16 protein-coding genes are annotated in these 21,125 nt (G+C 71.4%); 14 read left to right on the top strand and 2 right to left on the bottom strand.

From position 1 onward, the window contains the following. Positions 1–59: 59 nt before the first annotated feature. Both ACFWYS_RS30180 and ACFWYS_RS30175 read right to left on the bottom strand, forming a co-directional pair. Entirely contained in the window at positions 60–320 is a 261-nt protein-coding gene (locus tag ACFWYS_RS30180; RefSeq protein ID WP_384775672.1) for a hypothetical protein, read from the bottom strand. A 128-nt stretch (positions 321–448) separates the two neighbouring features. Continuing rightward, the gene (locus ACFWYS_RS30175) at positions 449–1,378 is read right to left on the bottom strand and encodes a LysR family transcriptional regulator (protein WP_384775670.1); all 930 of its coding nucleotides are present in this window, start codon (positions 1,376–1,378) and stop codon (positions 449–451) included. A gap of 123 nt (positions 1,379–1,501) precedes the next feature. Between ACFWYS_RS30175 and ACFWYS_RS30170 the strand changes: the two genes are divergently transcribed. From ACFWYS_RS30170 to ACFWYS_RS30105, 14 genes are all read left to right on the top strand, one after another. Then, the gene (locus ACFWYS_RS30170; protein WP_384775668.1) at positions 1,502–2,815 is read left to right on the top strand and encodes an MFS transporter; all 1,314 of its coding nucleotides are present in this window, start codon (positions 1,502–1,504) and stop codon (positions 2,813–2,815) included. Between the two features lie 174 nt (positions 2,816–2,989). Beyond that, positions 2,990–4,201, top strand: coding sequence for an ROK family protein (locus tag ACFWYS_RS30165; protein WP_384775666.1), 1,212 nt, complete (start codon positions 2,990–2,992; stop codon positions 4,199–4,201). A 112-nt stretch (positions 4,202–4,313) separates the two neighbouring features. After that, positions 4,314–5,675, top strand: a complete 1,362-nt coding sequence (locus tag ACFWYS_RS30160; protein ID WP_384775664.1) for an ABC transporter substrate-binding protein — start codon at positions 4,314–4,316, stop codon at positions 5,673–5,675. 2 nt (positions 5,676–5,677) lie between these two features. Then, complete coding sequence (locus tag ACFWYS_RS30155) at positions 5,678–6,619, top strand: carbohydrate ABC transporter permease (protein WP_384775662.1); 942 nt, start codon at positions 5,678–5,680, stop codon at positions 6,617–6,619. Beyond that, positions 6,619–7,512: a carbohydrate ABC transporter permease gene (locus ACFWYS_RS30150; protein WP_384775660.1), complete on the top strand. Its 894-nt coding sequence runs from the start codon at positions 6,619–6,621 to the stop codon at positions 7,510–7,512. Before ACFWYS_RS30155 ends, ACFWYS_RS30150 begins: the two co-directional genes overlap by 1 nt. A gap of 2 nt (positions 7,513–7,514) precedes the next feature. Further along, entirely contained in the window at positions 7,515–8,780 is a 1,266-nt protein-coding gene (locus ACFWYS_RS30145) for a 6-phospho-beta-glucosidase (protein ID WP_384775658.1), read from the top strand. After that, the gene (locus ACFWYS_RS30140) at positions 8,771–9,742 is read left to right on the top strand and encodes an N-acetylglucosamine kinase (protein WP_384775656.1); all 972 of its coding nucleotides are present in this window, start codon (positions 8,771–8,773) and stop codon (positions 9,740–9,742) included. Before ACFWYS_RS30145 ends, ACFWYS_RS30140 begins: the two co-directional genes overlap by 10 nt. A gap of 215 nt (positions 9,743–9,957) precedes the next feature. Next, entirely contained in the window at positions 9,958–11,343 is a 1,386-nt protein-coding gene (locus tag ACFWYS_RS30135) for a hypothetical protein (RefSeq protein ID WP_384775654.1), read from the top strand. A 167-nt stretch (positions 11,344–11,510) separates the two neighbouring features. Further along, on the top strand, positions 11,511–12,491 hold the full coding sequence (locus tag ACFWYS_RS30130; protein ID WP_384775812.1) for a glutamate ABC transporter substrate-binding protein: 981 nt from the start codon (positions 11,511–11,513) through the stop codon (positions 12,489–12,491). Positions 12,492–12,555: 64 nt separating this feature from the next. Further along, complete coding sequence (locus ACFWYS_RS30125; protein ID WP_384775653.1) at positions 12,556–13,881, top strand: hypothetical protein; 1,326 nt, start codon at positions 12,556–12,558, stop codon at positions 13,879–13,881. A 22-nt stretch (positions 13,882–13,903) separates the two neighbouring features. Continuing rightward, entirely contained in the window at positions 13,904–16,459 is a 2,556-nt protein-coding gene (locus ACFWYS_RS30120; RefSeq protein ID WP_384775651.1) for a tetratricopeptide repeat protein, read from the top strand. A gap of 3 nt (positions 16,460–16,462) precedes the next feature. Continuing rightward, complete coding sequence (locus ACFWYS_RS30115; RefSeq protein WP_384775649.1) at positions 16,463–17,920, top strand: PP2C family serine/threonine-protein phosphatase; 1,458 nt, start codon at positions 16,463–16,465, stop codon at positions 17,918–17,920. A gap of 98 nt (positions 17,921–18,018) precedes the next feature. Beyond that, on the top strand, positions 18,019–19,365 hold the full coding sequence (locus ACFWYS_RS30110) for a VWA domain-containing protein (RefSeq protein WP_384775647.1): 1,347 nt from the start codon (positions 18,019–18,021) through the stop codon (positions 19,363–19,365). Positions 19,366–19,468: 103 nt separating this feature from the next. After that, positions 19,469–21,043, top strand: a complete 1,575-nt coding sequence (locus tag ACFWYS_RS30105; RefSeq protein WP_384775645.1) for an FHA domain-containing protein — start codon at positions 19,469–19,471, stop codon at positions 21,041–21,043. Positions 21,044–21,125: the final 82 nt, after the last annotated feature.

Raw genomic sequence — 21,125 nt, 5'->3', positions numbered from 1 at the left:
CGCGGCGGGACTGCAGTGGCTCGGTCGGCCTCGGCCACTCCGCCCGCCCTCGGTGCCTCTTAGTCGACCCACCCCCGCCACCGCGGCCACGGCGGCTCGCACCGCCCCTCGGCGATGGCCTCCTCGTGCAGCCGCTGAGCAAGTTCCTCCAGCTCACGCCCGGTCGGCGGCTTGCTGCCGATGGTGGAGACCCGGGAGTAGGCGACCAGGCACTCGCCGTGGTGCACGGGCCGTGTCGCCCAGAAGACGAAGGACACGCCCGCGACGATCACGGCGAGCGAGGCGAGGGCGAGCAGTGCACGGCGACGGTCACGCGTCATCCGCGCAGCCTAGCCACGGCCGGTCACGAACCCACGGGTTCCGGTCACGACCGTGCTGGTTCCCGTCACCGCACCTCCGGAACCGCTCAACGCACCACAGGAACCGATCACCGCACCGCCGGAACCGATCACCGCGCCCAGGCCGGTGTCCAGGTCTCCGCCTCCGGGCGCTCGGTGCGGGTCGCGGTGAGGTGGGTGCGGAGGGACGTGAGGGTGGGGTGCGGGTTGTCGCCGCGCCAGAGCAGGGAGTGCGGGTAGACCGGGGCCGGGTCGCGCAGCGGGATGCGGCGCAGGTCCTGGTCGGCGGGCCAGACCAGGCGGGTGTCCGCGCCGACGAAGGTCGCCAGTACGGCGGAGTCGGCGATCGTGTCGACGAGCGGCTCGGTGCCGAAGTCGGGGCCGGTCGCCTCGATCGCGAGCCCGAACTCGGCGGCGAGGGCGTCGTAGTAGGCGGCCCATTCGGTGCCTTCGACGATGCCGGGCATCCAGATCCGGTGCCCGGCGAGCCGAGCGGGCGTCACCGAGCGCGCCGCGGCGAACGCGTGCCCCGGCCCGGTCAGCAGCTGCACCGGCTCGTCGTACACCCGGACCGCCTCGATGCCCTCGGGCAGCTGCCGCTCGGGCACGGTCACGGCGCGGAAGGACGCGTCGATCGTGCCGGCGCGCAGGGCCGCGACGGCCGCGTCGGCGTCGAAGAGGGTGACGACGTCGAGTTCGGTGTCGGGGTGGGCGCGATGGAAGCCGCGCAGCAGGACCGCCGGGGCGAGCCGCCGGCCGATCACGTCGACGCGCAGGGCACGGCGGCCGGGGCGTACGGAGGCCACGGCCCGTTCCTCGGCCTGCAGGAGGGCACGCGCGTGTGGCAGGAACGCCTGCCCGTCGATGGTGAGCCGGGCCCCGCGGGCGGCACGGGTGAACAGCCGGACCCCGAGGCGCTTCTCCAGCCCGGCGATGCGCTTGGAGACGGCCTGCTGGGTGATCGACAGGGTCGCGGCGGCGTCCTGGAACCGGCCCGCGTCCGCTACGGCGACGAAAGTACGCACGGCGTCGAGGTCCACGGCGGCATCGTAGGCGTACAACCCGTGGTTGTGTCCGTGGACGCCCGTTGGTTGTTTGATCTGAGGAATCGCCTGTCGTTTGGATGGCTCCGGTCAACGGGAGGTTGGGGGGCGGGGCGGAGCATGGTGGGCGAGCGGTCCTTGGGACGAGGGTTCGGGTGGCTGTGGGCGGCGTACACGGTCAGTACGTTCGGGACGCGGCTGGCCTTCGACGCGCTGCCGCTGATCGCGGTGCTCGTGCTGCACGCCGGGGCGACCGAGGTGGCGCTGCTCGCGGCCTCGGGGCTCGCGGTGGGGGCGGCGGTGGCGGTGCCGCTCGGGGCGTGGGTGGAGGTCCGCCGGAAGCGGCCGGTGATGGTCGCGGCGGACCTGCTGCGGTGCGCGGCCCTGCTGAGCATTCCCGCCGCGTTCGCGCTGGGCGGGCTGGGTCTCGGGCAGTTGCTGGTGGTGTCGGTGGTGGTCGCCGCGGCGGACATCACGTTCACCGCGGCGAGCGGGGCGTATCTGAAGTCCCTCCTGCCACCGGAGGACCTGCTCGTGGCGAACGGCCGCTTCGAGGCCACCATGTGGACCGCCACCGCACTCGGACCACCGCTCGGCGGCGTGGCCGTCGGCGTGTTCGGCCCCGTGACGACGGTACTGGCGGACGCGGTCAGCTATCTGCTGTCGGCGCTGGGGATCGGGGCGATCGGCGGGGAGGGCGGGCGCCGAGGCGGTAAGGAAGGGCAACAGAGCGGCCAGGACGGGCGGCAGAGCAGTAAGGAAGGGCACCAGTCCCGTCCTGACGCCCCGTCAAGCCCGCGGGCGACGCGCACGCTGCGGGCCGCCGACCTCGTCGCAGGCTGGCGGCACATCCTCACCGACCCCGCCCTGCGCCCGCTGTTCCTCAACACGATCCTGGTCAACGCCCTGATCATGGCCCCGGCCCCGCTGCTCGCCGTCCTCATGCTGGGCCAACTCGGCTTCACCCCCTGGCAGTACGCCCTCGCCTTCGCCGTGCCCTGCCTCGGCGGCCTGCTCGGCTCCCGTCTCTCGCCCCGCCTGGTGGCCCGTCACGGCAGGCACCGGGTCCTGTACACCGCCGGGACCCTGCGCGCCTGCTGGACGATCGGCCTGGCGTTCGTCGGCCCGGGGACGTCCGGACTGGCCCTCGTCATGGCCGTCGAGTTCGGCCTGATCACCAGCGTGGCCGTCTACACCCCGGTGCTCGCCACCACCCGCCTCGACCGGACCCCGCCGGACCGGATCACCCGCACCCTGTCGGCATGGCAGATCACGGGCAGGACGACGACCGCGGCGATGACGGCGCTGTGGGGTCTGCTGGCGGCACTGACCGGCCCGCGCATCGCCATCGGCCTGGCCGGCGCCCTGATGCTGGCGACCCCGCTCCTGCTCCCCCGCCGCGAACGCACACCGCAGCACAGCACCACCGGGTAACGCCTGGCCGGGTAACGACTGGGCCACCTGGTATAGACCTCTCTTGACGCCACCTTCCCATCGGGTCTACCTTCCTGGACAACTCGATAGGAAACTTTCCTAACAGTGATCCTGGATGGACTTCCGTCGTAGATCGCTGAGAAGCTGGTCAGCCGAAAGGCAGGTGTCGATCCCATGGCAGGAACCGCCGGTACGCCGGGCACTCCACGCGTTCTGCGCGCCATGAACGACCGTGCCGCCCTCGACCTCCTCCTGGAGCACGGGCCGCTGTCCCGCACGCGGATCGGCAAGCTCACCGGCCTGTCCAAGCCGACCGCGTCCCAGCTGCTGGCCCGCCTGGAAGCCGCCGGCCTGGTCCTGGCGACCGGCACGACGGAGGGCCGCCCCGGCCCCAACGCCCAACTGTACGAGGTCAATCCGACCGCCGCGTACGCCGCGGGGCTCGATGTCACCCCCGAACGCATCCGCGCCGCCGTCGCCGACATCACGGGCCGCACGGTCGGGTCGTACGAACTGCCCACCCCCGGCAGACGCCCCGCCCACCCCGTGGTCCGGCAGGTCACCGACGCCCTCGACGGCGCGGTGAAGGCGGCGGGTCTCGCCCGCGACGACGTCCACCGGCTCGTCATCGGCACCCCCGGCGCCTTCGACCCCAACACGGGCCGGCTGCGCTACGCCTCCCATCTGCCCGGCTGGCACACCCCCGCGCTGCTCGACGAGCTCGCGGCGGCCCTGCCGATGCCGGTCGAGTACGAGAACGACGTCAACCTCGCGGCGGTGGCCGAGCAGCGGCTCGGCGCGGCCCGCGGCCACGAGGACTTCGTACTGCTGTGGAACGAGGGCGGCCTCGGTGCCGCGCTCGTCCTCGGCGGGCGCCTGCACCGCGGCTGGACCGGCGGCGCGGGCGAGGTGGGTTTCCTGCCGGTTCCGGGTGTACCCCTGGTCCGTCAGGTGACCAGAGCCAACAGTGGCGGCTACCAGGAGCTGGCCGGTTCGCAGGCCGTCCCCCGGCTCGCGGGCGAAATCGGTATGACCGACATCCCGTCGGGGTCGTACGCCGAGGTCGCCGCCACCCTCGTCCAGCGGGCCGCGGCCGAGGACACCGTCCTGAACCGACTCCTGCTGTCGACCTACGCGACCCGGCTGGCCACCGGTCTCGCCTCCCTGGTCTCCGTCCTCGATCCCGAGCTGGTCGTCCTCAGCGGCGCCTCCCTCACCGCGGGAGGCGAGGTGCTGCGGACCCTCGTCCAGGACGAGCTGGAGGAGCTGGCCGCGTCCCGGCCCCGGCTCGTCGTCGGTGACGTCCGTGAACATCCCGTGCTGCGGGGCGCGTTGGAGAGCGCGCTCGCGACCACACGCGACGAGGTCTTCGACACCTCACGCTGACGCCCCGCCCCTCTCGACCCACCCCCCTCGTCTCATCACTCTCACCTCACCCCTCTCGACCCACCCCCCGCCTTCCCTCACCCACCCCGTCCCGCCCTTGGGAGACCTCGTCATGCCCGGAAAGTCCTGGAAAGTCATACCCTCGGTGTCCCGCAAGGCGGCCACCGCGCTCGCCGCCTCCGCCTCCCTCGCCCTTCTCGCCACGGCCTGTACCGGCCAGTCCGACGCGGGCGCCACCGACGACGCCTCCGCGGAGACGACCCTCAACTTCTGGCACGCCTGGAGCGCGCCCGGCGAGGTGGCGGCGGTCGAGGATCTGGTCGCCGGATTCGAGAAGGCGCACCCCAACATTCACGTCAACGTCGTCGGCAACATGACCGACGACAAGATCAACCAGGCCCTGCGCGCGGGCGGCGCGAAGGCGCCCGACGTGATCTCGTCGTTCACCACGAGCAACGTCGGCAAGTTCTGTTCCTCCGGAGCCCTGGTCGACCTCAACCCGTTCTTCGAGAAGTCGGGGATCGACCCGGACAAGACGTTCCCGAAGGCGATGAACGAGTACACCCAGTACGAGGGAAACCGCTGCGCGGTCCCGCTGCTCGGTGACGCCTACGGCCTCTACTACAACAAGACGGCCTTCAAGAAGGCGGGCATCACCAGCCCGCCCAGGACCTGGTCCGAATTCGAGGCGGACGCCAAGAAACTGACGATCACCCAGGGCGACTCCTACAAGCAGCTCGGATTCATGCCGAACTACCACGGCTGGGAGTCCACGACCGAGCACCTCTTCGCCCAGTGGTCACCGAAGTACTTCGGCTCCGACGGCAAGTCGACGGTCGCCGAGGACCCCGGTTTCGCGGCCGGTTTCACCTTCCAGAAGAAGCTGGTCGACGAGCTCGGCGGCTTCCAGAAGCTGGAGAAGTACCGCTCGGGACTGGGCGACGAATGGGGACCCAAGCATCCCTTCCACACCGGCCAGGTGGCCATGCAGCTGGACGGTGAATGGCGGCTCGGAATGGCCCTGGAGGCCAAGCCGGACTTCGAGATCGGGGTGGCCCCGCTGCCCGTCCCGGACGACCAGGCCGACCAGTACGGCAAGGGCTACATCACCGGCACGATCGCCGGCGTCCCCGCCACCAGCAAGAAGCAGAACGCGGCCTGGGAACTGGTGAAGTACATGACCACCGACACCGATGCCGTGGTCGGCTTCTCCAACGCCGTCCACAACGTGCCCTCCACCCTTCAGGCCCTGAAGTCGCCGAAGCTGAAGTACGACCCGCGCTTCAAGACATTCCTGGACATCGCCGCGAACCCGAACTCGCAGACCGCCCCGGCATCCGTGAACGGCGGCGTGTACCTCGTCACGCTCCAGAAGTTCGGATACGACTACGAGAGCGGCAAGGTCTCCGACCTCAAGGCCGGCCTGAAGAAGACGGCCGAGCAGATCGACACGGACATCGCGCAGGCCAAGTAGTCGTGACCACCTACACACTGCGCGCCAAGCGACGGAAGGCGGCACTGAAGACCGCCGTCTTCCTGTCGCCGTGGCTCATCGGATTCACGCTCTTCTTCGCCTACCCGCTGATCTCGACGGTCTACTTCTCGTTCATGCACTACGACGGGTTCCGGCCGCCCACCTTCAGCGGGGCGAAGAACTGGACGTACGTCTTCCAGGACTACCCCTACTTCTGGCCGGCGCTGCGCAACACCCTGTGGCTGGTCCTGGTGATGGTCAGCCTGCGCGTCCTGTTCGGACTCGGAATCGGCATGCTGATCACCAAGATCAAAACAGGTACAGGGGTCTTCCGGACCCTCTTCTACCTGCCGTATCTGGCCCCGCCCGTCGCGGCGACCATGGCGTTCGCGTTCCTCCTCAACCCCGGTACGGGACCGGTCAATTCCATTCTGGAAGGCATCGGAATTCCCGCACCGGCCTGGTTCAACGACCCCTCCTGGTCCAAGCCCGCCCTCACCCTGCTCGCCCTGTGGGGCGTCGGCGACCTGATGGTCATCTTCATGGCCGCGCTGCTCGACGTCCCCAAGGAGCAGTACGAGGCCGCCGAACTGGACGGGGCCTCGCCCTGGCAGCGGTTCCGCTATGTCACCCTGCCGAACATCTCGCCGATCGTGATGTTCGCGGTCGTCACGGGCGTCATCCAGACCATGCAGTACTACGCCCAGCCGCTGATCGCCGGAAAGGTGGCCTCGGGCGTCATCCAGGGCGCGGGCACCGCGTTCGAGCCGGGCTATCCGGAGAACTCGACCTGGACGCTTCCCCAACTCGTCTACAACCTCGGATTCCAGCGCTTCGACTACGGCTCGGCCTGTGTGGTGGCGCTGGTCCTCTTCGCCCTCTCCATGGTGTTCACCGCGTTTCTGATGCGGCGCCGCGGCGGTCTCATCCAGGCAGGTGACTGATGACCCAAGTACTGGAAAAGCCGGTCGATTTGCCCGCCTCGGCATCCCCCGCCGAACGCACGGCCCGCCGAAAGGCGGTCCTGCACTGGATAGCGGTGCATTCCCTGGGCCTGGCAGCAGCCCTGTTCTTCACGCTTCCCTTCGTGTTCGTGCTCCTGACGTCACTGATGAGCGACAGCCAGGCACTGAGCCGGGACCTGATCCCCGACACCTGGGAATGGGGCAACTACACAAGGGTCTTCGACACACCGGGCTTCCTGACGTGGTGGCGGAACACGCTCCTCTACGCGGTCCTCGGCACCGCCCTCACGGTCGTCTCGTCGATCCCCGTGGCCTACGCGCTCGCCAAGTTCCGCTTCCGCGGCCGCAACCTGGCGATGATGCTGGTCATTTCCATGATGATGCTGCCGCCCCAGGTGGTCGTCATCCCGATGTACCTGTTCTGGGCGAAGCAGCTGGACCTCTCGGGCACCCTGTGGCCCCTGATCATTCCGATGGCGTTCGGGGACGCGTTCTCCATCTTCCTGCTGCGCCAGTTCCTGATGACGATCCCGAACGAATATCTGGACGCGGCCAGGGTGGACGGCTGCGGAGACGTCCGGACCCTCCTGAAGGTCGTCCTGCCGATGGCCCGCCCCGGAATCGCCGCAGTGGCCCTCTTCCAGTTCTTCTACGCCTGGAACGACTACTTCGGGCCGCAGATCTACGCCTCCGAAAACGCGGGCGCATGGACCCTGTCCTATGGCCTGGAGTCGTTCAAGGGCATGCATCACACCGACTGGAATCTGACCATGGCCGCGACCGTACTGGTCATGGCCCCCGTGATCGTCGTGTTCTTCTTCGCCCAGAAGGCGTTCGTAGAGGGCGTCACGCTAACCGGAGTAAAGGGTTGATCATGAAACTGACCGTGGTCGGCGGGGGCTCGACCTACACCCCCGAACTCATCGACGGCTTCGCCCGCCTCCGGGACACCCTGCCCATAACGGAGCTGGTCCTGATGGACCCGGCGACGGACCGTCTGGAACTGATCGGCGCCCTGGCCCGCCGTATCTTCGCCCGGCAGGGCCACCCCGGCACCATCGCCACCACCACGGACCTGGACGCGGCGGTGGACGGCGCCGACGCGGTCCTGCTCCAACTCCGGGTGGGCGGCCAGGCGGCCCGCGAGCAGGACGAGACCTGGCCCCTGGAATGCGGCTGCGTGGGCCAGGAGACAACAGGTGCGGGCGGCCTGGCGAAGGCGCTGCGCACGGTCCCGGTCGTCCTCGGCATCGCGGACCGGGTCCGCCGCACCAACCCCACCGCCTGGATCATCGACTTCACCAACCCGGTCGGCATCGTGACCCGCGCCCTGCTCCAGGAGGGCCACCGGGCGGTCGGCCTGTGCAACGTGGCGATCGGATTCCAGCGCAAGTTCGCGGCCCTGCTCGGCGTGACCCCCGCCGACGTCCACCTCGACCACGTGGGCCTCAACCACCTCACCTGGGAGACCGGGGTACGTCTGGGCGGTCCCGAGGGCGAGAACGTCCTGCCGAAGCTCCTGACCGACCACGGCGACACCATCGCCGCGGACCTGCATCTCCCCCGCCCCCTCCTGGACCGCCTGGCCGTGGTCCCGTCCTACTACCTCCGTTACTACTACGCACACGACGAGGTGGTCCGCGAGCTGCGCACCAAACAGTCGCGCGCCGCACAAGTGGCGGAAATGGAAAGAAAGTTGCTCACCCTGTACGCCGACCCGGCCCTGTCCGAGAAGCCGGAACTGCTCTCCGAGCGAGGCGGCGCGTACTACTCGGAGGCGGCGGTGGACCTGGCGGCGGCGCTGCTGAACGGAGCGGGCAGCCCTCACCAGGTGGTGAACACGTACAACAAGGGCACCCTCCCGTTCCTCCCCGACGACGCGGTGATCGAGGTGCAGGCGACGGTGGACCAGAACGGTGCCCGCCCCCTCCCCGTCCCGGCCCCGGACCCCCTGTACGCGGGCCTGATGGCCCAGGTGACGGCGTACGAGGACCTGGCCCTCGACGCGGCCCTGCACGGCGGCCGGGACCGCGTCTTCAAGTCGCTGCTCTCCCATCCCCTCATCGGCCAGTACGAGTACGCGGAACGACTCACCGACGAACTGATCGCACACAACCGGGAGCACCTCGCGTGGGCATGACCGCACGTGTCCTCGCCATCGACGCGGGCAACAGCAAGACCGACGTGGCGGTGGTGGCGGCCGACGGAACCGTCCTCGGCACGGCCCGCGCCGGGGGGTTCCGTCCCCCGGCGGTGGGCGTGGAACAGGCGATGGACACCCTGGCCGAGGCGGTGGAGCAGGCGTTCACCTCGGCCGGTGTGACCTGCGCCGACCACGTCTCGGCGTGCCTGGCCAACGCCGACCTCCCCATCGAGGAGGAGACCCTGGCGGCCGCGCTGCACGCACGCGCGTGGGGCCCGGCCGTCGAGGTGCGCAACGACACCTTCGCCATCCTGCGCGCGGGCGTCACGGAACCGCGCGGTGTGGCCGTCGTCTGCGGCGCCGGCATCAACTGCGTGGGCATGCGCCCCGACGGCCGTACGGCCCGCTTCCCCGCGCTGGGCCGTATCTCCGGGGACTGGGGCGGTGGCTGGGGTCTGGCGGAGGAGGCGCTGTGGCACGCGGCCCGCGCGGAGGACGGCCGCGGGGTGCCCACGGCGCTGTCGCAGGCCCTCCCCGGCCACTTCGGCCTGCCCACCATGTACGCCCTGATCGAGGCGCTGCACCTGAAGGACGTCCCCGACGCCCGCCGCCACGAACTGACGCCGGTCCTCTTCGCCACAGCGACGGCCGGCGACCCCGTGGCCCGCGCGATCGTGGACCGCCTGGCCGACGAGGTCGTGACCATGGCCACGGTGGCTCTGACCCGCCTCGACCTGCTGGAGGAGGAGGCGCCGGTGCTGCTGGGCGGGGGCGTGCTGGCTGCCCGGCACCCCCAACTGACCGACGGGATCCGAGACCTCCTCACGTCCCGTGCACCCAAGGCGGTACCGCAGGTGGTCACGGCGAGCCCGGTACTGGGGGCGGCCCTGCTGGGCCTGGACGCGGTGGGGGCGCCGACGGAGGTGCATGACCGGGTACGCACCCACTTCGAGTCCTGAACGCCTGTCTGCATCATGCGGCCCGTCAGGAACCGAACTGATTCCCGCCGCGTGTACATGGGCAGGGGTGGTGGGGGATCCTGCCCGTGGGGGATCCTGCCCAGCCGCCGGCAGGCATTGCGCTGCGATCCGATCAAGATCCAGTGAAGGCCGGTGCGGATGTCAGTCCCGGCAGCGATACTTGCGGCGAAGGATGACCATGGGGGAGGTCAGCAGTGACACAGACGCCGACGGGCCACGCGCCACCACCACCGCCGGCGCCCCCGGCCGGAACCCCGCCCCGCCGCACCGCCTTCGCCGAGGGCTTCGACCAGCTCCGCGCTGCCGCCACCACGGAACCCGGGCGGCTGCGGATCATCGGCGCCTTCATCGCCCTCCTCGTCGTCGCCTTCGGCGCCATCGCGGCCTGGCAGATGACCGACCGGGCAGCAGCGGCCGACGACATCCTCAACCGCAGCCAGCCCCTCAGCTCCGACGCGGCCGACATCTACCGCTCCCTCGCCGACGCCAACACCGCCGCGGCCAGCGGCTATCTCGCCGGTCTGCAGGAGAAGCCCGCCATGCGCGAGGGCTACGAGCGGGACATCCGCACGGCAGCCGCCAAACTCGTCAAGGCGGCCGCCAACTCCGAACCGGGCTCCGCCTCGGCCGACACCATCGCCGACCTCAGCAGGCTGCTGCCGGAGTACAAGGGCCTGGTGGAGACGGCGAGGGCCAACAACCGCCAGGGCTACCCCGTGGGCGGCGCCTACCTGCGCGCCGCGAACGAGATGATGCAGCAGAAGATGCTGCCGGCCGCCGAGAAGCTGTACCAGACGGAGAACCAGCGCCTGCGCGCCGACTACGCGGACGCGAAGTCGTTCCCCTGGGCCGCCGCCGGCCTCGGCGTCCTCGCCCTGGCCGCCCTCGCCTGGGCCCAGCGCCGCAACTACCAGCGCACCAACAGGGTCCTCAACCACGGCCTGGTCACCGCCACGGCCGCCGCCACGGTCGTCCTGCTCTGGCTCGCCGTGAGCCACACCGTCGCCCGCGCGGGCCTGAACGACTCCTACGACCACGGCGTCCGTTCCCTGGACGTGCTGCACGAGGCCCGCATCGCCTCCCTCACGGCCCGCAGCGACGAGAACCTCACCCTGGTCCGCCGGGGCGCGGACTCCAAGACGCTCGGCGACGGCTCGGCCGTGGACGCCTACGAGTGGGGCTACGACCAGCAGATCGACCAGCTCGGCAAGTCGCTCGTCCGGGCCGCGGGCCTCGCCGACGACTCGGCGGGCAAGAAGCCCGTACAGGACGCGAACGGCTTCATGAAGATCTGGAAGGACCGTCACAGCCTCGCCCGCGACGACAACAACTCGGGCGACTACCAGGCCGCCCGCGACCGCGTCATCGGCGCCGCGAAGGAGCCGACCAGCGTGTGCTTCGACAACGTCGACAAGGCCCTGGCGACGGCGCTCAAGCACGAGCAGGAGGAGTTCCAGCAGGCCGCGAGCGGCGGCCGTGACTCGCTGACCGGCCTCCCGACCGGCGCCGCGGTCCTCGCGGTGCTGGGCGCGACCGGCGCGGTCCTCGGCATCGGCCGCAGGCTGTCGGAATACCGGTGAGAGGGGGCACGACGATGAACGCACGCGGCACGACGGCGAACGCAGGCGCCCACTCGGTTCGCCTCCGGGGCACAGGTGGTACAGGTGGCACAGGCTGCACAAGCGGCACAGGCGGCCCGTGGCGGCGGCTGCGGGCCGGACTGCGCGGCTGGGGCGGGGTCGGCGCGATGGCCGTCGTCTGCGCGATGGCGCTGGCGTTCACGCTGCTGCTGCCGCTGTCCCAGCAGCAGGGCGGGCTCGGTGGTACGGCCACCGGGGGCCAGGGCGTCGCCCACGGCAGCCAGGTGCGGGCCGAGGACTGCGAGGACCCGCAGGACCAGAGCCTGTCGCCGTCCGGCGGCAGCGGCGACACCCCCGCCCTCGACGCCATCAAGGGCCGCAAGGACCGGCGTCTGATCGTGGGCGTCGACACCAACAGCTACCGCTGGGGCTACCTCGACCCGAACAACCCCGCCGGTGAGCTGGAGGGGTTCGACATCGACCTGGTGCACCGGATCGCCGAGGACATCCTCGGTGACCGGGACGCGGTGCAGTTCAAGGCGATCCCGACCAGCCGCCGTATCGAGGCGATCCAGAAGGGCGAGGTCGACATGGTGGTCCGCACCATGACGATCAACTGCGACCGCATCGGGCAAGTCGCCTTCTCCGCCCCGTACTTCGTCACCGGCCAGCAGGTCCTGGCCCCCAAGACCTCGACGGTCACCGGGTTCAACGAGACGCTGGCCGACAAGAAGGTGTGCTCGGCCCAGGGCTCCACGGCGTACGACAACCTGAAAGCGGGCAGGAAGAATCGCGACCTTCCCCCCTCCACCGACATCAGGACCACCGTCCCCAACCAGCTCGACTGCCTGGTGAAGTTGCAGCTCGGAGAGGTCGACGCGGTCGTGACCGACGGCGCGCTCGCCGCGAGCCAGGCCGCGCAGGACCCCACGGTGGAGCTGAAGGGCAGCCTGTTCACCGACGAGTACTACGGCGTGGCGATGAAGCTGGGTTCGGACGATCTGGTACGCCAGGTCAACCGGACGTTGGAGAACTACATCAAGGATGGTGGGTGGGAGGCGTCGTACGAGAAGTGGCTCCACCCGACCATGGACCAGGGCGACAAGAAGTCGGCGTCGGCGACCCCTCCCGAGGCCGACTACAAGTAGAGGCCGACTACAAGTAAGCGACCACTGAGACAGACCAGGACCACAACGCAGCGAGAGGTGATCGATGGGCGTCACGGACCCCGCCGGGCCGGTGATGGACCGGGACGAGGTGGACCGTGCGCTGGCGCGGCTCGGCGCGGAGCACGAGGCGATCGAGACGTCGCTCCTCGCCCTGCAGGACCACGCGGGCCGCAGACTGCTGGAGGGCGCCGAGCTCACGGGTGTCACCAAGGAGCGCTGGGCGGCCGCGGAGGCGTCGATCACGCTGCTGTGGGCGTACTTCGACGCGTACACGGACGCGCTGCGCGCCGCCCGTGACATCCGGGCCCGACGCCGCTGGTCCAGCCGCGAGGACCTGGTCGAGCTGACGGAACTGCTGCGCGGCGAGTCCGTGACGGTGGCCGGATCGGCGACCGCGACGGCCAATGCCCCGACCCTGCAGGGCAGTTCGAGCAAACTCAGCGAACAGTTCTCGCTGGCCACCCTGGTGGACCGGATGAACGAGCTGTACGCGACCTCGTTGGACATGGTCGTCGCCGCCGACGCGGTCTGGTCGGCGCTGCCCGCCCGGATCGATTTACTCGCCGCGGAGCTCCAGCGCACCCGCCGCCTCGCGCACTCCGTCGGCGTACGCCCCGGCGAGCACCCGGCGGGCGACGATCTGGAACGCATCACGCGCACGCTCACCCACCTGCGGGCGGAGGTCGTCTCCGACCCGCTGGCGTACTGGCTGCCCACACAGGGGAGTTCGGCGCCCGGCGGCGGCCGGCCGGACACCACGGTCTACGACCGTGAGGCGCGCGCCCTGGAGGACGTACGCCGTGAGATCGACGCGGTGTTGACGGTCCGTCAGGATGCCGAGCAGCGTCTGGTCAGGCTGCGTGACGTGCTGTCCCGCGCGGACCGTACGCTCGCCGAGGCCCGTACCGCGCGCGGCGAGGTGCTGGCGAAGATCGCCGCCACGGAGGTGCCGGTCGTCAGCGGCCCGCCGACCGTGCTCCAGGAGCAGCTGGCGACGGCCGCCGAGTACCGCAGACACGCCCAGTGGCACCGGCTGTCCCCGCTGCTTGAGTCCCTGGAGCAGAAGGCGGAGGACGAACTGCTGCGCGCGCGTGAGTCGTTGACCGCGGTGACCGCGCCGCTGGCGGTCCGTGCCGAACTGCGCGGGCGCCTCGACGCGTACAAGGCGAAGGTCGCCCGGCACGGCTTCGCGGAGGACCCGTTCCTCATCGAGCGCTACGACGCGGCCCGCCGCATGCTGTGGAGCGCCCCCTGCGATCTGCGCGTCGCCGAACAGGCCGTCCTGCGCTACCAGCACGCGGCGGCCGAACTGCTCGGCGGCCCACGCGTACCGGGACCGCGCGGGCCAGAGGACCGCGGGGGAGCATGAGGGTGAGGGGGGAGTCGTCGTCATGAGTCAGGCACAGCAGAGCTGTCAGCGGCCGGACTGCGGCGGGGCGTACGAGGACATGGGCGGCGGGGAGCTGTACTGCGACACCTGCGGTCTGGCCCCGGTCGTCTCGGCGACCGGCATGGTCGGTTCGCCGCCCACCGGGGTGACCGGCGGCGGCAAGGGCGGGCGCGGTTCGGGCAGCGACAGCTCCCGTTCGACCAGCCGCGGCAGTTCGCGTACGTCTTCGCAGTCGTCGAAGTCCCGGCGCTCGGTGTCGGGACGGCTGTCGCGCTCGTTGTCGGGCCGTTCCACGGGCCGCTCGGTGTCGGTGCGCAGCTCCGGCTCCACGGCCGGCTCCAGCGCCCGCGGCCGGCTGGGCGTCGGCCTGGTCCAGGTGCCGGACGTGCCGCGGCCCGACCCGCGCGCGATGGTGCTGGAGAACCCGGAGGTGCCCGAGCGCAAGCGGTTCTGCTCGCGCTCGGACTGCGGCGCGCCCGTCGGCCGGGCCCGCGGGGAGCGTCCGGGCCGTACGGAGGGCTTCTGCACGAAGTGCGGGCACCCGTACTCGTTCGTCCCGAAGCTGAAGTCCGGGGACATCGTGCACGGCCAGTACGAGGTGGCGGGCTGTCTCGCGCACGGCGGGCTCGGCTGGATCTACCTCGCCGTGGACCGCGCGGTCTCCGACCGGTGGGTGGTGCTCAAGGGCCTGCTCGACACCGGCGACCAGGACGCGATGGCGGCGGCGATCTCCGAGCGGCGCTTCCTCGCGGAGATCGAGCACGCCAACATCGTGCGGATCTACAACTTCGTCGAGCACCTCGACAAGCGCACCGGCTCGCTCGACGGCTACATCGTCATGGAGTACGTGGGCGGCAAGTCGCTGAAGGAGATCGCCAACGGCCGCCGCTCCCCCACGGGCAAGCGCGACCCGCTCCCCGTGGAGCAGGCCTGCGCGTACGGCATCGAGGCTCTGGAGGCGCTCGGCCATCTGCACAGCCGGAACCTCCTCTACTGCGACTTCAAGGTCGACAACGCCATCCAGACCGAGGACCAGCTCAAGCTGATCGACATGGGCGCGGTGCGCAGGATGGACGACGACGAGTCGGCCATCTACGGCACGGTGGGCTACCAGGCGCCGGAGGTCGCGGAGGCCGGCCCGTCGGTGGCGTCCGACCTGTACACGGTCGCGCGCACCCTCGCCGTCCTGACCTTCGACTTCCAGGGCTACACCAATGTCTACGTCGACTCGCTGCCCGACCCCGACCACATCGAGGTCTTCCGCCAGTACGAGTCCTTCTACCGCCTCCTGGTCCGCGCCACCGACCCCGACCCGGCCCGCCGCTTCGCCTCCGCGCAGGAGATGACGGAGCAGCTGACGGGCGTGCTGCGCGAGGTGGTGTCCCTGCAGTCGGGGCGGGCGCGGCCGTCGCTGTCGACGCTGTTCGGGCCCGAGGTGCGGGTCACGGACACGGAGTTGTTCCCGAAGCTGGACGGCGAGGTCTCGCGGCTCGGGGCGCGGGTGGTGCGGACCGGCAAGAAGTCGGCCCCGGCGCCGTCACCCGCCGCTCCCAGCCCCGTCGCCGCTGCCGACGGCGGAGCCGCCGGCGCGCTCCCGGCCACCGCACCCGGCATCGTCAAGACCGTCGGCACCTCCGCCGCCGCCCTCGCGCTCCCCGTCCCCCACGTCGACCCCTCCGATCCGAACGCCGGTTTCCTCGCGGGCCTGATGACCACCGCGGCGGCCGAGCTGCTCGGCGCCCTCGCCGCCGCGCCCGCGCCGTCGACCGAGACCCGGCTGCGGCAGGTGCGGGCCTGGCTGGAGAACGGCGACACGATCACCGCGCACGAGGCGCTGCTGAAGCTGGAGGACGAGCGGCCCGACGACTGGCGGGTCGTCTGGTACCGCGGTGTGGCCGCGCTGGTCACCGGCGACCACGAGGGCGCCGCGCTCTCCTTCGACGCGATCTACGACGCCTTCCCCGGCGAGCCCGCCCCCAAGCTGGCGCTCGGTATGTGCGCGGAGGTGCTGGGCCAGCTGGACAACGCCGCCGAGTACTACCGCCTGGTGTGGTCGACCGACCCGAGCTATGTGAGCGCCGCCTTCGGTCTCGCCCGGGTCCAGCTGGCGACCGGTGACCGCCGTGGCGCCGTGGGGACCCTTGAGTCGGTTCCGGAGAGCTCCATCCACTACACGGCGGCACGCGTGGCGGCCGTCCGCGCCCGGCTGCGTCAACGCACGGCGGTGGCCGCCGACGTACCGTTCCTGGACGACCTGACCGCGGCGGCGGGGCAGGTGGAGGCGCTCGACGCATATGGTCTGGACCCGGCGCGCCGGGAGCAGTTGTCGGCGGAAGTCCTCGGTTGCGCGCTGGACTGGATACTCTCCGGGGGCCAGGGTTCCGCCCTACCCGCCTCCGGAGGACGGACGCTGCTCGGCAGCGGCCTGGACGAGCGGGGACTGCGTTTCGGTCTGGAGCGTTCGTACCGCATGCTGGCCCGGCTCGCACGGGGCGGCGAGGAGAGGATCGACCTGGTGGAACGTGCCAACCGTTACCGCCCCCGGACGTGGGTGTAGTTGATGTCGCAGATGCCCCAGCAGGCCGCCCTGACGAAGTGCCCGAGCTGTGCTTGGCCGCTCGAATCGGGGGACCGTTTCTGCGGTGCGTGCGGATACGACCTGTCCGCCGTGTCCGTACGGCCAGACGACCACCCGACCATCGCCATGAACGGCTCGGTGGCGCCCCCCGCGGGCGCGCCCGGCACGGACTGGCCGACGGACGCCCAGGGCACCGACGCCGGCGGCTACGACCTGCCCCCCGGCACACCCCCGCCCCCGCAGTCACCGCCGCCCCCGCCTCCCGCGCCCTCCGCACCGCCGGCGCCCCCGGCGTCGACCGGCACCGGCCTGCCGCCCGGCTTCACCGTCCCGGCCCCGGGCTCCCCCGGTGTGCCCGCCGCCCCGCACACACCGCCGCCCGCGCCCGCCGGTCCGCCCGCCCCGACCGGGTCCCCCGTCTCCCCGGCGTCCGGCGTCCGGTTCGACCGTCCGCCGGAGCCCGAGGAGTACCCGCTGCAGGCGCCCGACCCGCGTATCGCCGACGTACCGACCCCGCGCGAGGGCACCAAGGTGTGCGTGGCCTGCCGTGCGGGCCGGGTCGACCTCGACGGGTACTGCGAGAACTGCGGGCACGCCCAGCCGCGTGAGCGCGACCACATGGAGCAGGACGCCGGCCCGGTCGCCGCCGTCAGCGACCGCGGGCTGCGCCACCACCGCAACGAGGACGCGTTCGCCGTCGACTGCACCGCGCTGCCCGACGGCCGTCCCGCGGTCGTGGCGGTCGTCTGCGACGGCGTGTCCTCGGCGACCCGCCCCGACGACGCCTCGATGGCCGCGTCCCGGGCGGCGAGCGAGTCGCTGCTGACCGCCCTGCCACGCGGCACGCACCCGCAGCAGGCCCTGCACGACGCGATCATCGCCGCCTCGAACGCGGTCAACGCGCTCGCGAACGAACCGGCCACGGCCCGCGAACAGGGCCCGCACCAGAACGCCCCCGCCTGCACGATCGTCGGCTCCGTGGTGACGCCCGAGCTGCTGATCGTCGGCTGGGTCGGCGACAGCCGCGCCTACTGGGTCCCGGTGGACCGCAGCACTCCCCCGGCCCGGCTCACCGAGGACGACTCCTGGGCGGCGCAGATGGTCGCCGCGGGTCTGATGAGCGAGGCCGAGGCGTACGCCGACGAGCGCGCCCACGCCATCACGGGCTGGCTCGGCGCGGACGCCTACGAACTGGAGCCGCACACCGCTTCCTTCAAGCCGGACCGGCCGGGTGTAGTGGTGGTGTGCACGGACGGGCTGTGGAACTACGCGGAGGCCGCCGAGGACATGGCCGACGTCGTACCCTTCGACGCCGCCGCGCGCCCCCTGCACTGTGCCCAGGTACTGGTCGGCCACGCGCTCGACGGCGGGGGCCACGACAACGTAACAGTGGCCGTCCTGCCGTTCCCGGCGCCGCCGATGGGGGCAGGATCGGCCTGAGGCCTGCCGCGGGGGCGGCGCCTCATCGGACCGGAGGGGACCGGTCCGTCGACAGCCATGACCCCATTGCGGGGTTCATTAGGGGGATTTGAGAACGTATGGCCAATTTCTCGAAGTCGAATGTGCCGCAGTTCTCGGTGGACGTGTACCAGAACGAATACCTGCCGGAGGGCGGTCGCGAGGTCAACGCGATCGTCACGGTGACCTCGACCGGCGGCGGCACGATCGGAAGCGCGGTCGCGGCACCCCACCTCTACGCGCCGGGGCAGGGCCCGTCCGCGGCGGTGGCGATCATGGTCGACTGCTCGGGGTCGATGGACTACCCGCCGACCAAGATGCGCAACGCCCGCGACGCCACGGCCGCCGCGATCGACACGCTGCGCGACGGCGTCCACTTCGCGGTGATCGGCGGCACGCATGTGGCCAAGGAGGTGTACCCGGGCGGCGGACGTCTCGCCGTGGCCGACGCCGGCACCCGCGACCAGGCCAAACAGGCCCTGCGCAGGCTGAGCGCGGGCGGCGGTACGGCCATCGGCACCTGGCTGCGGCTCGCCGACCGGCTGCTGTCCTCGGAGGACGTCGCCATCCGGCACGGCATCCTGCTCACCGACGGCCGCAACGAGCACGAGTCACCGGAGGACCTCAGGGCCGCGCTCGACTCCTGCGCCGGACGCTTCACCTGTGACGCGCGTGGCGTGGGCACCGACTGGGAAGTGAAAGAAGTCACAGGCATCGCCTCGGCCCTGCTCGGCAGCGCCGACATCGTCGCCGACCCGGCCGGTCTCGCGGCCGACTTCACACAGCTGATGGAGACGGCGATGGGCAAGGAGGTCGCGGACGTCGCCCTGCGGGTGTGGACGCCGGTCGGCACGACCATCAAGTTCGTCAAGCAAGTCGCGCCGACGGTCGAGGAGTTGACCGACCGGCGCACCGAGGCCGGCCCGCGCGCCGGGGACTACCCCACCGGCTCCTGGGGGGACGAGTCCCGTGACTACCACGTTTGCGTCGAAGTGCCCGCCGCGGAGATCGGCCGGGAGATGCTCGCCGCCCGGGTCTCCCTGGTCATTCCGCAACCCGACGGCTCCGCGGCGAACTTGGGCGCCCAGGGCCTGGTGAGGGCCGTATGGACCGACGACATGGTCGCCTCGACGTCGATCAACCCCCAGGTCGCCCACTACACCGGCCAGGCCGAACTTGCACAAGCCATCCAACAAGGGCTTGATCTTCGCAAATCAGGGGATATCGATGGAGCAACGGCGAAACTGGGCCGCGCCGTTCAGCTCGCCAGCGCGTCCGGGAACGCGGATACGGCGAAACTCCTTGCGAAGGTGGTGGACGTGGTCGATGCCGCGGCGGGTACTGTGCGACTGAAGGCGAAGGTCGCGGAGGCCGACGAGATGACTCTCGAAACACGGTCGACAAAGACTGTTCGTGTAAAGAAGTGACTCAGTACTGACTCAGCAGGACCCTGGAAAGCATCGAGCCTGACCCCTTGGGGTTGGAGAAATCCGGTCGAAGCGGCCGGTAAGGAGAGGGGGAAGCGCCGACATGCCGACCTGCCCGAACGGACACCAGTCGGGTTCCGACGACTGGTGCGAGGTCTGCGGTCACCGCATGGCCGGTGCCGTACCTCCGCCCCCTCCGCCGCCGCCCCCGCCCGGCGGTGGCTATGGCTTCCCGCCGCTCGGCGGCCCGTCCGGTGGACCGAACATCGGTCAGCAGGGCGGCCCGCCGCCCATGTCCGGCGTCCCGGAGCCGGAGCTCTGCCCGCAGTGCCGTACGCCGCGTGAGGGCGGTGCGCCGTTCTGCGAGGAGTGCCGGTGGAACTTCCTGACCAACACGGCGACGTCGTACACGCCCGCCGCCCCGCCCCCGTCGGCGCCCGGCGGCCCGGGTCTGCCCTCCCACTTCCAGCAGGGGCCCCCTCCGCCGTCGTTCGGCGGCGGTGACTCGTACGAGTACCAGGGCTCGCGCCCGTCCCAGGTGAACCGCCCGGCGGAACCGATCCCGCCGTTCGGCGCGGAGCCGCAGGGGCCGGGTGGGCCTGGTGGTCACGGTGGCCCTGGCGGCCCCGGTGGTCAGGGTGGCCCTGGCTCGGGCTTCGGCGGACCTGGTGGCCCCGGTGGTCCTGGCGCTCCCGGCGGCCCTGGTGGCCCCGGCCCCGGCCCCGGTGGCATGGGTGGTCCTGGTTCGGGCTTCGGTGGTCCTGGTTCGGACTTCGGCGGACCTGGCCCTGGTGGTCCCGGCGGTCCCGGCGGCTTCGGCCCGGGTCCCGGTGGTCCGGGCAACACGAACCCCGGTGGTCCCGGCGGCCCCGGTGGACCTGGCGGTCCCGGCGGCCCGGGTGGTCCGGCGTTCAACGGCCCCTCCGGCTTCGGCGGCGACCCGTCGCGGTCCGTTCCGCCGCCGCCCGGTTCCACTCCGCCCGGTGGTCCCGGCGCGACCGGCGGTGCTCCGCAGGCGTTCCAGCCGGCCGGTCCCGGCCCTGGCCCCGCCGCGCCGCCGGCCCCGCCCGGGTTCGGGCAGGATCCGAACCGTCCGCAGCAGGGCGGCCCGTCCTTCGGCGGCGGCGAGGACGACTGGGTGATCTCCCCGCCCGGGTCGGCCCCCGGCGCTCCCGGTGCACACGGCGCGCCTTCTCAGGGCGGCTACGGCTACCCGCAGCCCGGCGCGACCCAGGCCCCGCCCCCGCCCGGCCCCGGCTACCCGCAGCAGCCGTCGACGTGGATGGCGACCATCGGTCCGGACCGTGAGTACTTCATGGCGATGATGCACCGCTCCGGCCCCGAGGCGGCGGGCCTCAACCTGCCCGCGTACTCGCCCGAGCAGCAGCGCACGCTCACCGGCAACCAGGTCACCATCGGCCGCCGCCGCCACTCCACCGGCGACACCCCCGACATCGACCTGTCGGTGCCGCCGGAGGACCCGGGCGTCTCGCACCAGCACGCGGTCCTGGTCCAGCAGCCGGACGGCACCTGGGCGGTCGTCGACCAGAACTCGACGAACGGCACCACGGTGAACGGCTCCGAGGAGCCCATCCAGCCCTTCGTGCCGGTACCGCTGCAGGACGGCGACCGGGTGCACGTGGGCGCGTGGACGACGATCACGATCCGACGCGGCTAGCAGCGGGCACGGCTCGACCCTGAGGTCGGGAGATCGACAGACCGGGAGGGGGCTGTCGTACGGCGATTCCTCGCCGTACGAC

The sequence above is a fragment of the Streptomyces sp. NPDC059010 genome (genome assembly GCF_042740355.1).
Taxonomy (GTDB): Bacteria; Actinomycetota; Actinomycetes; order Streptomycetales; family Streptomycetaceae; genus Streptomyces.
The sequence above is the reverse complement of the archived record's forward strand: the minus strand, read 5'-3'. Positions and strand labels throughout refer to the sequence as shown.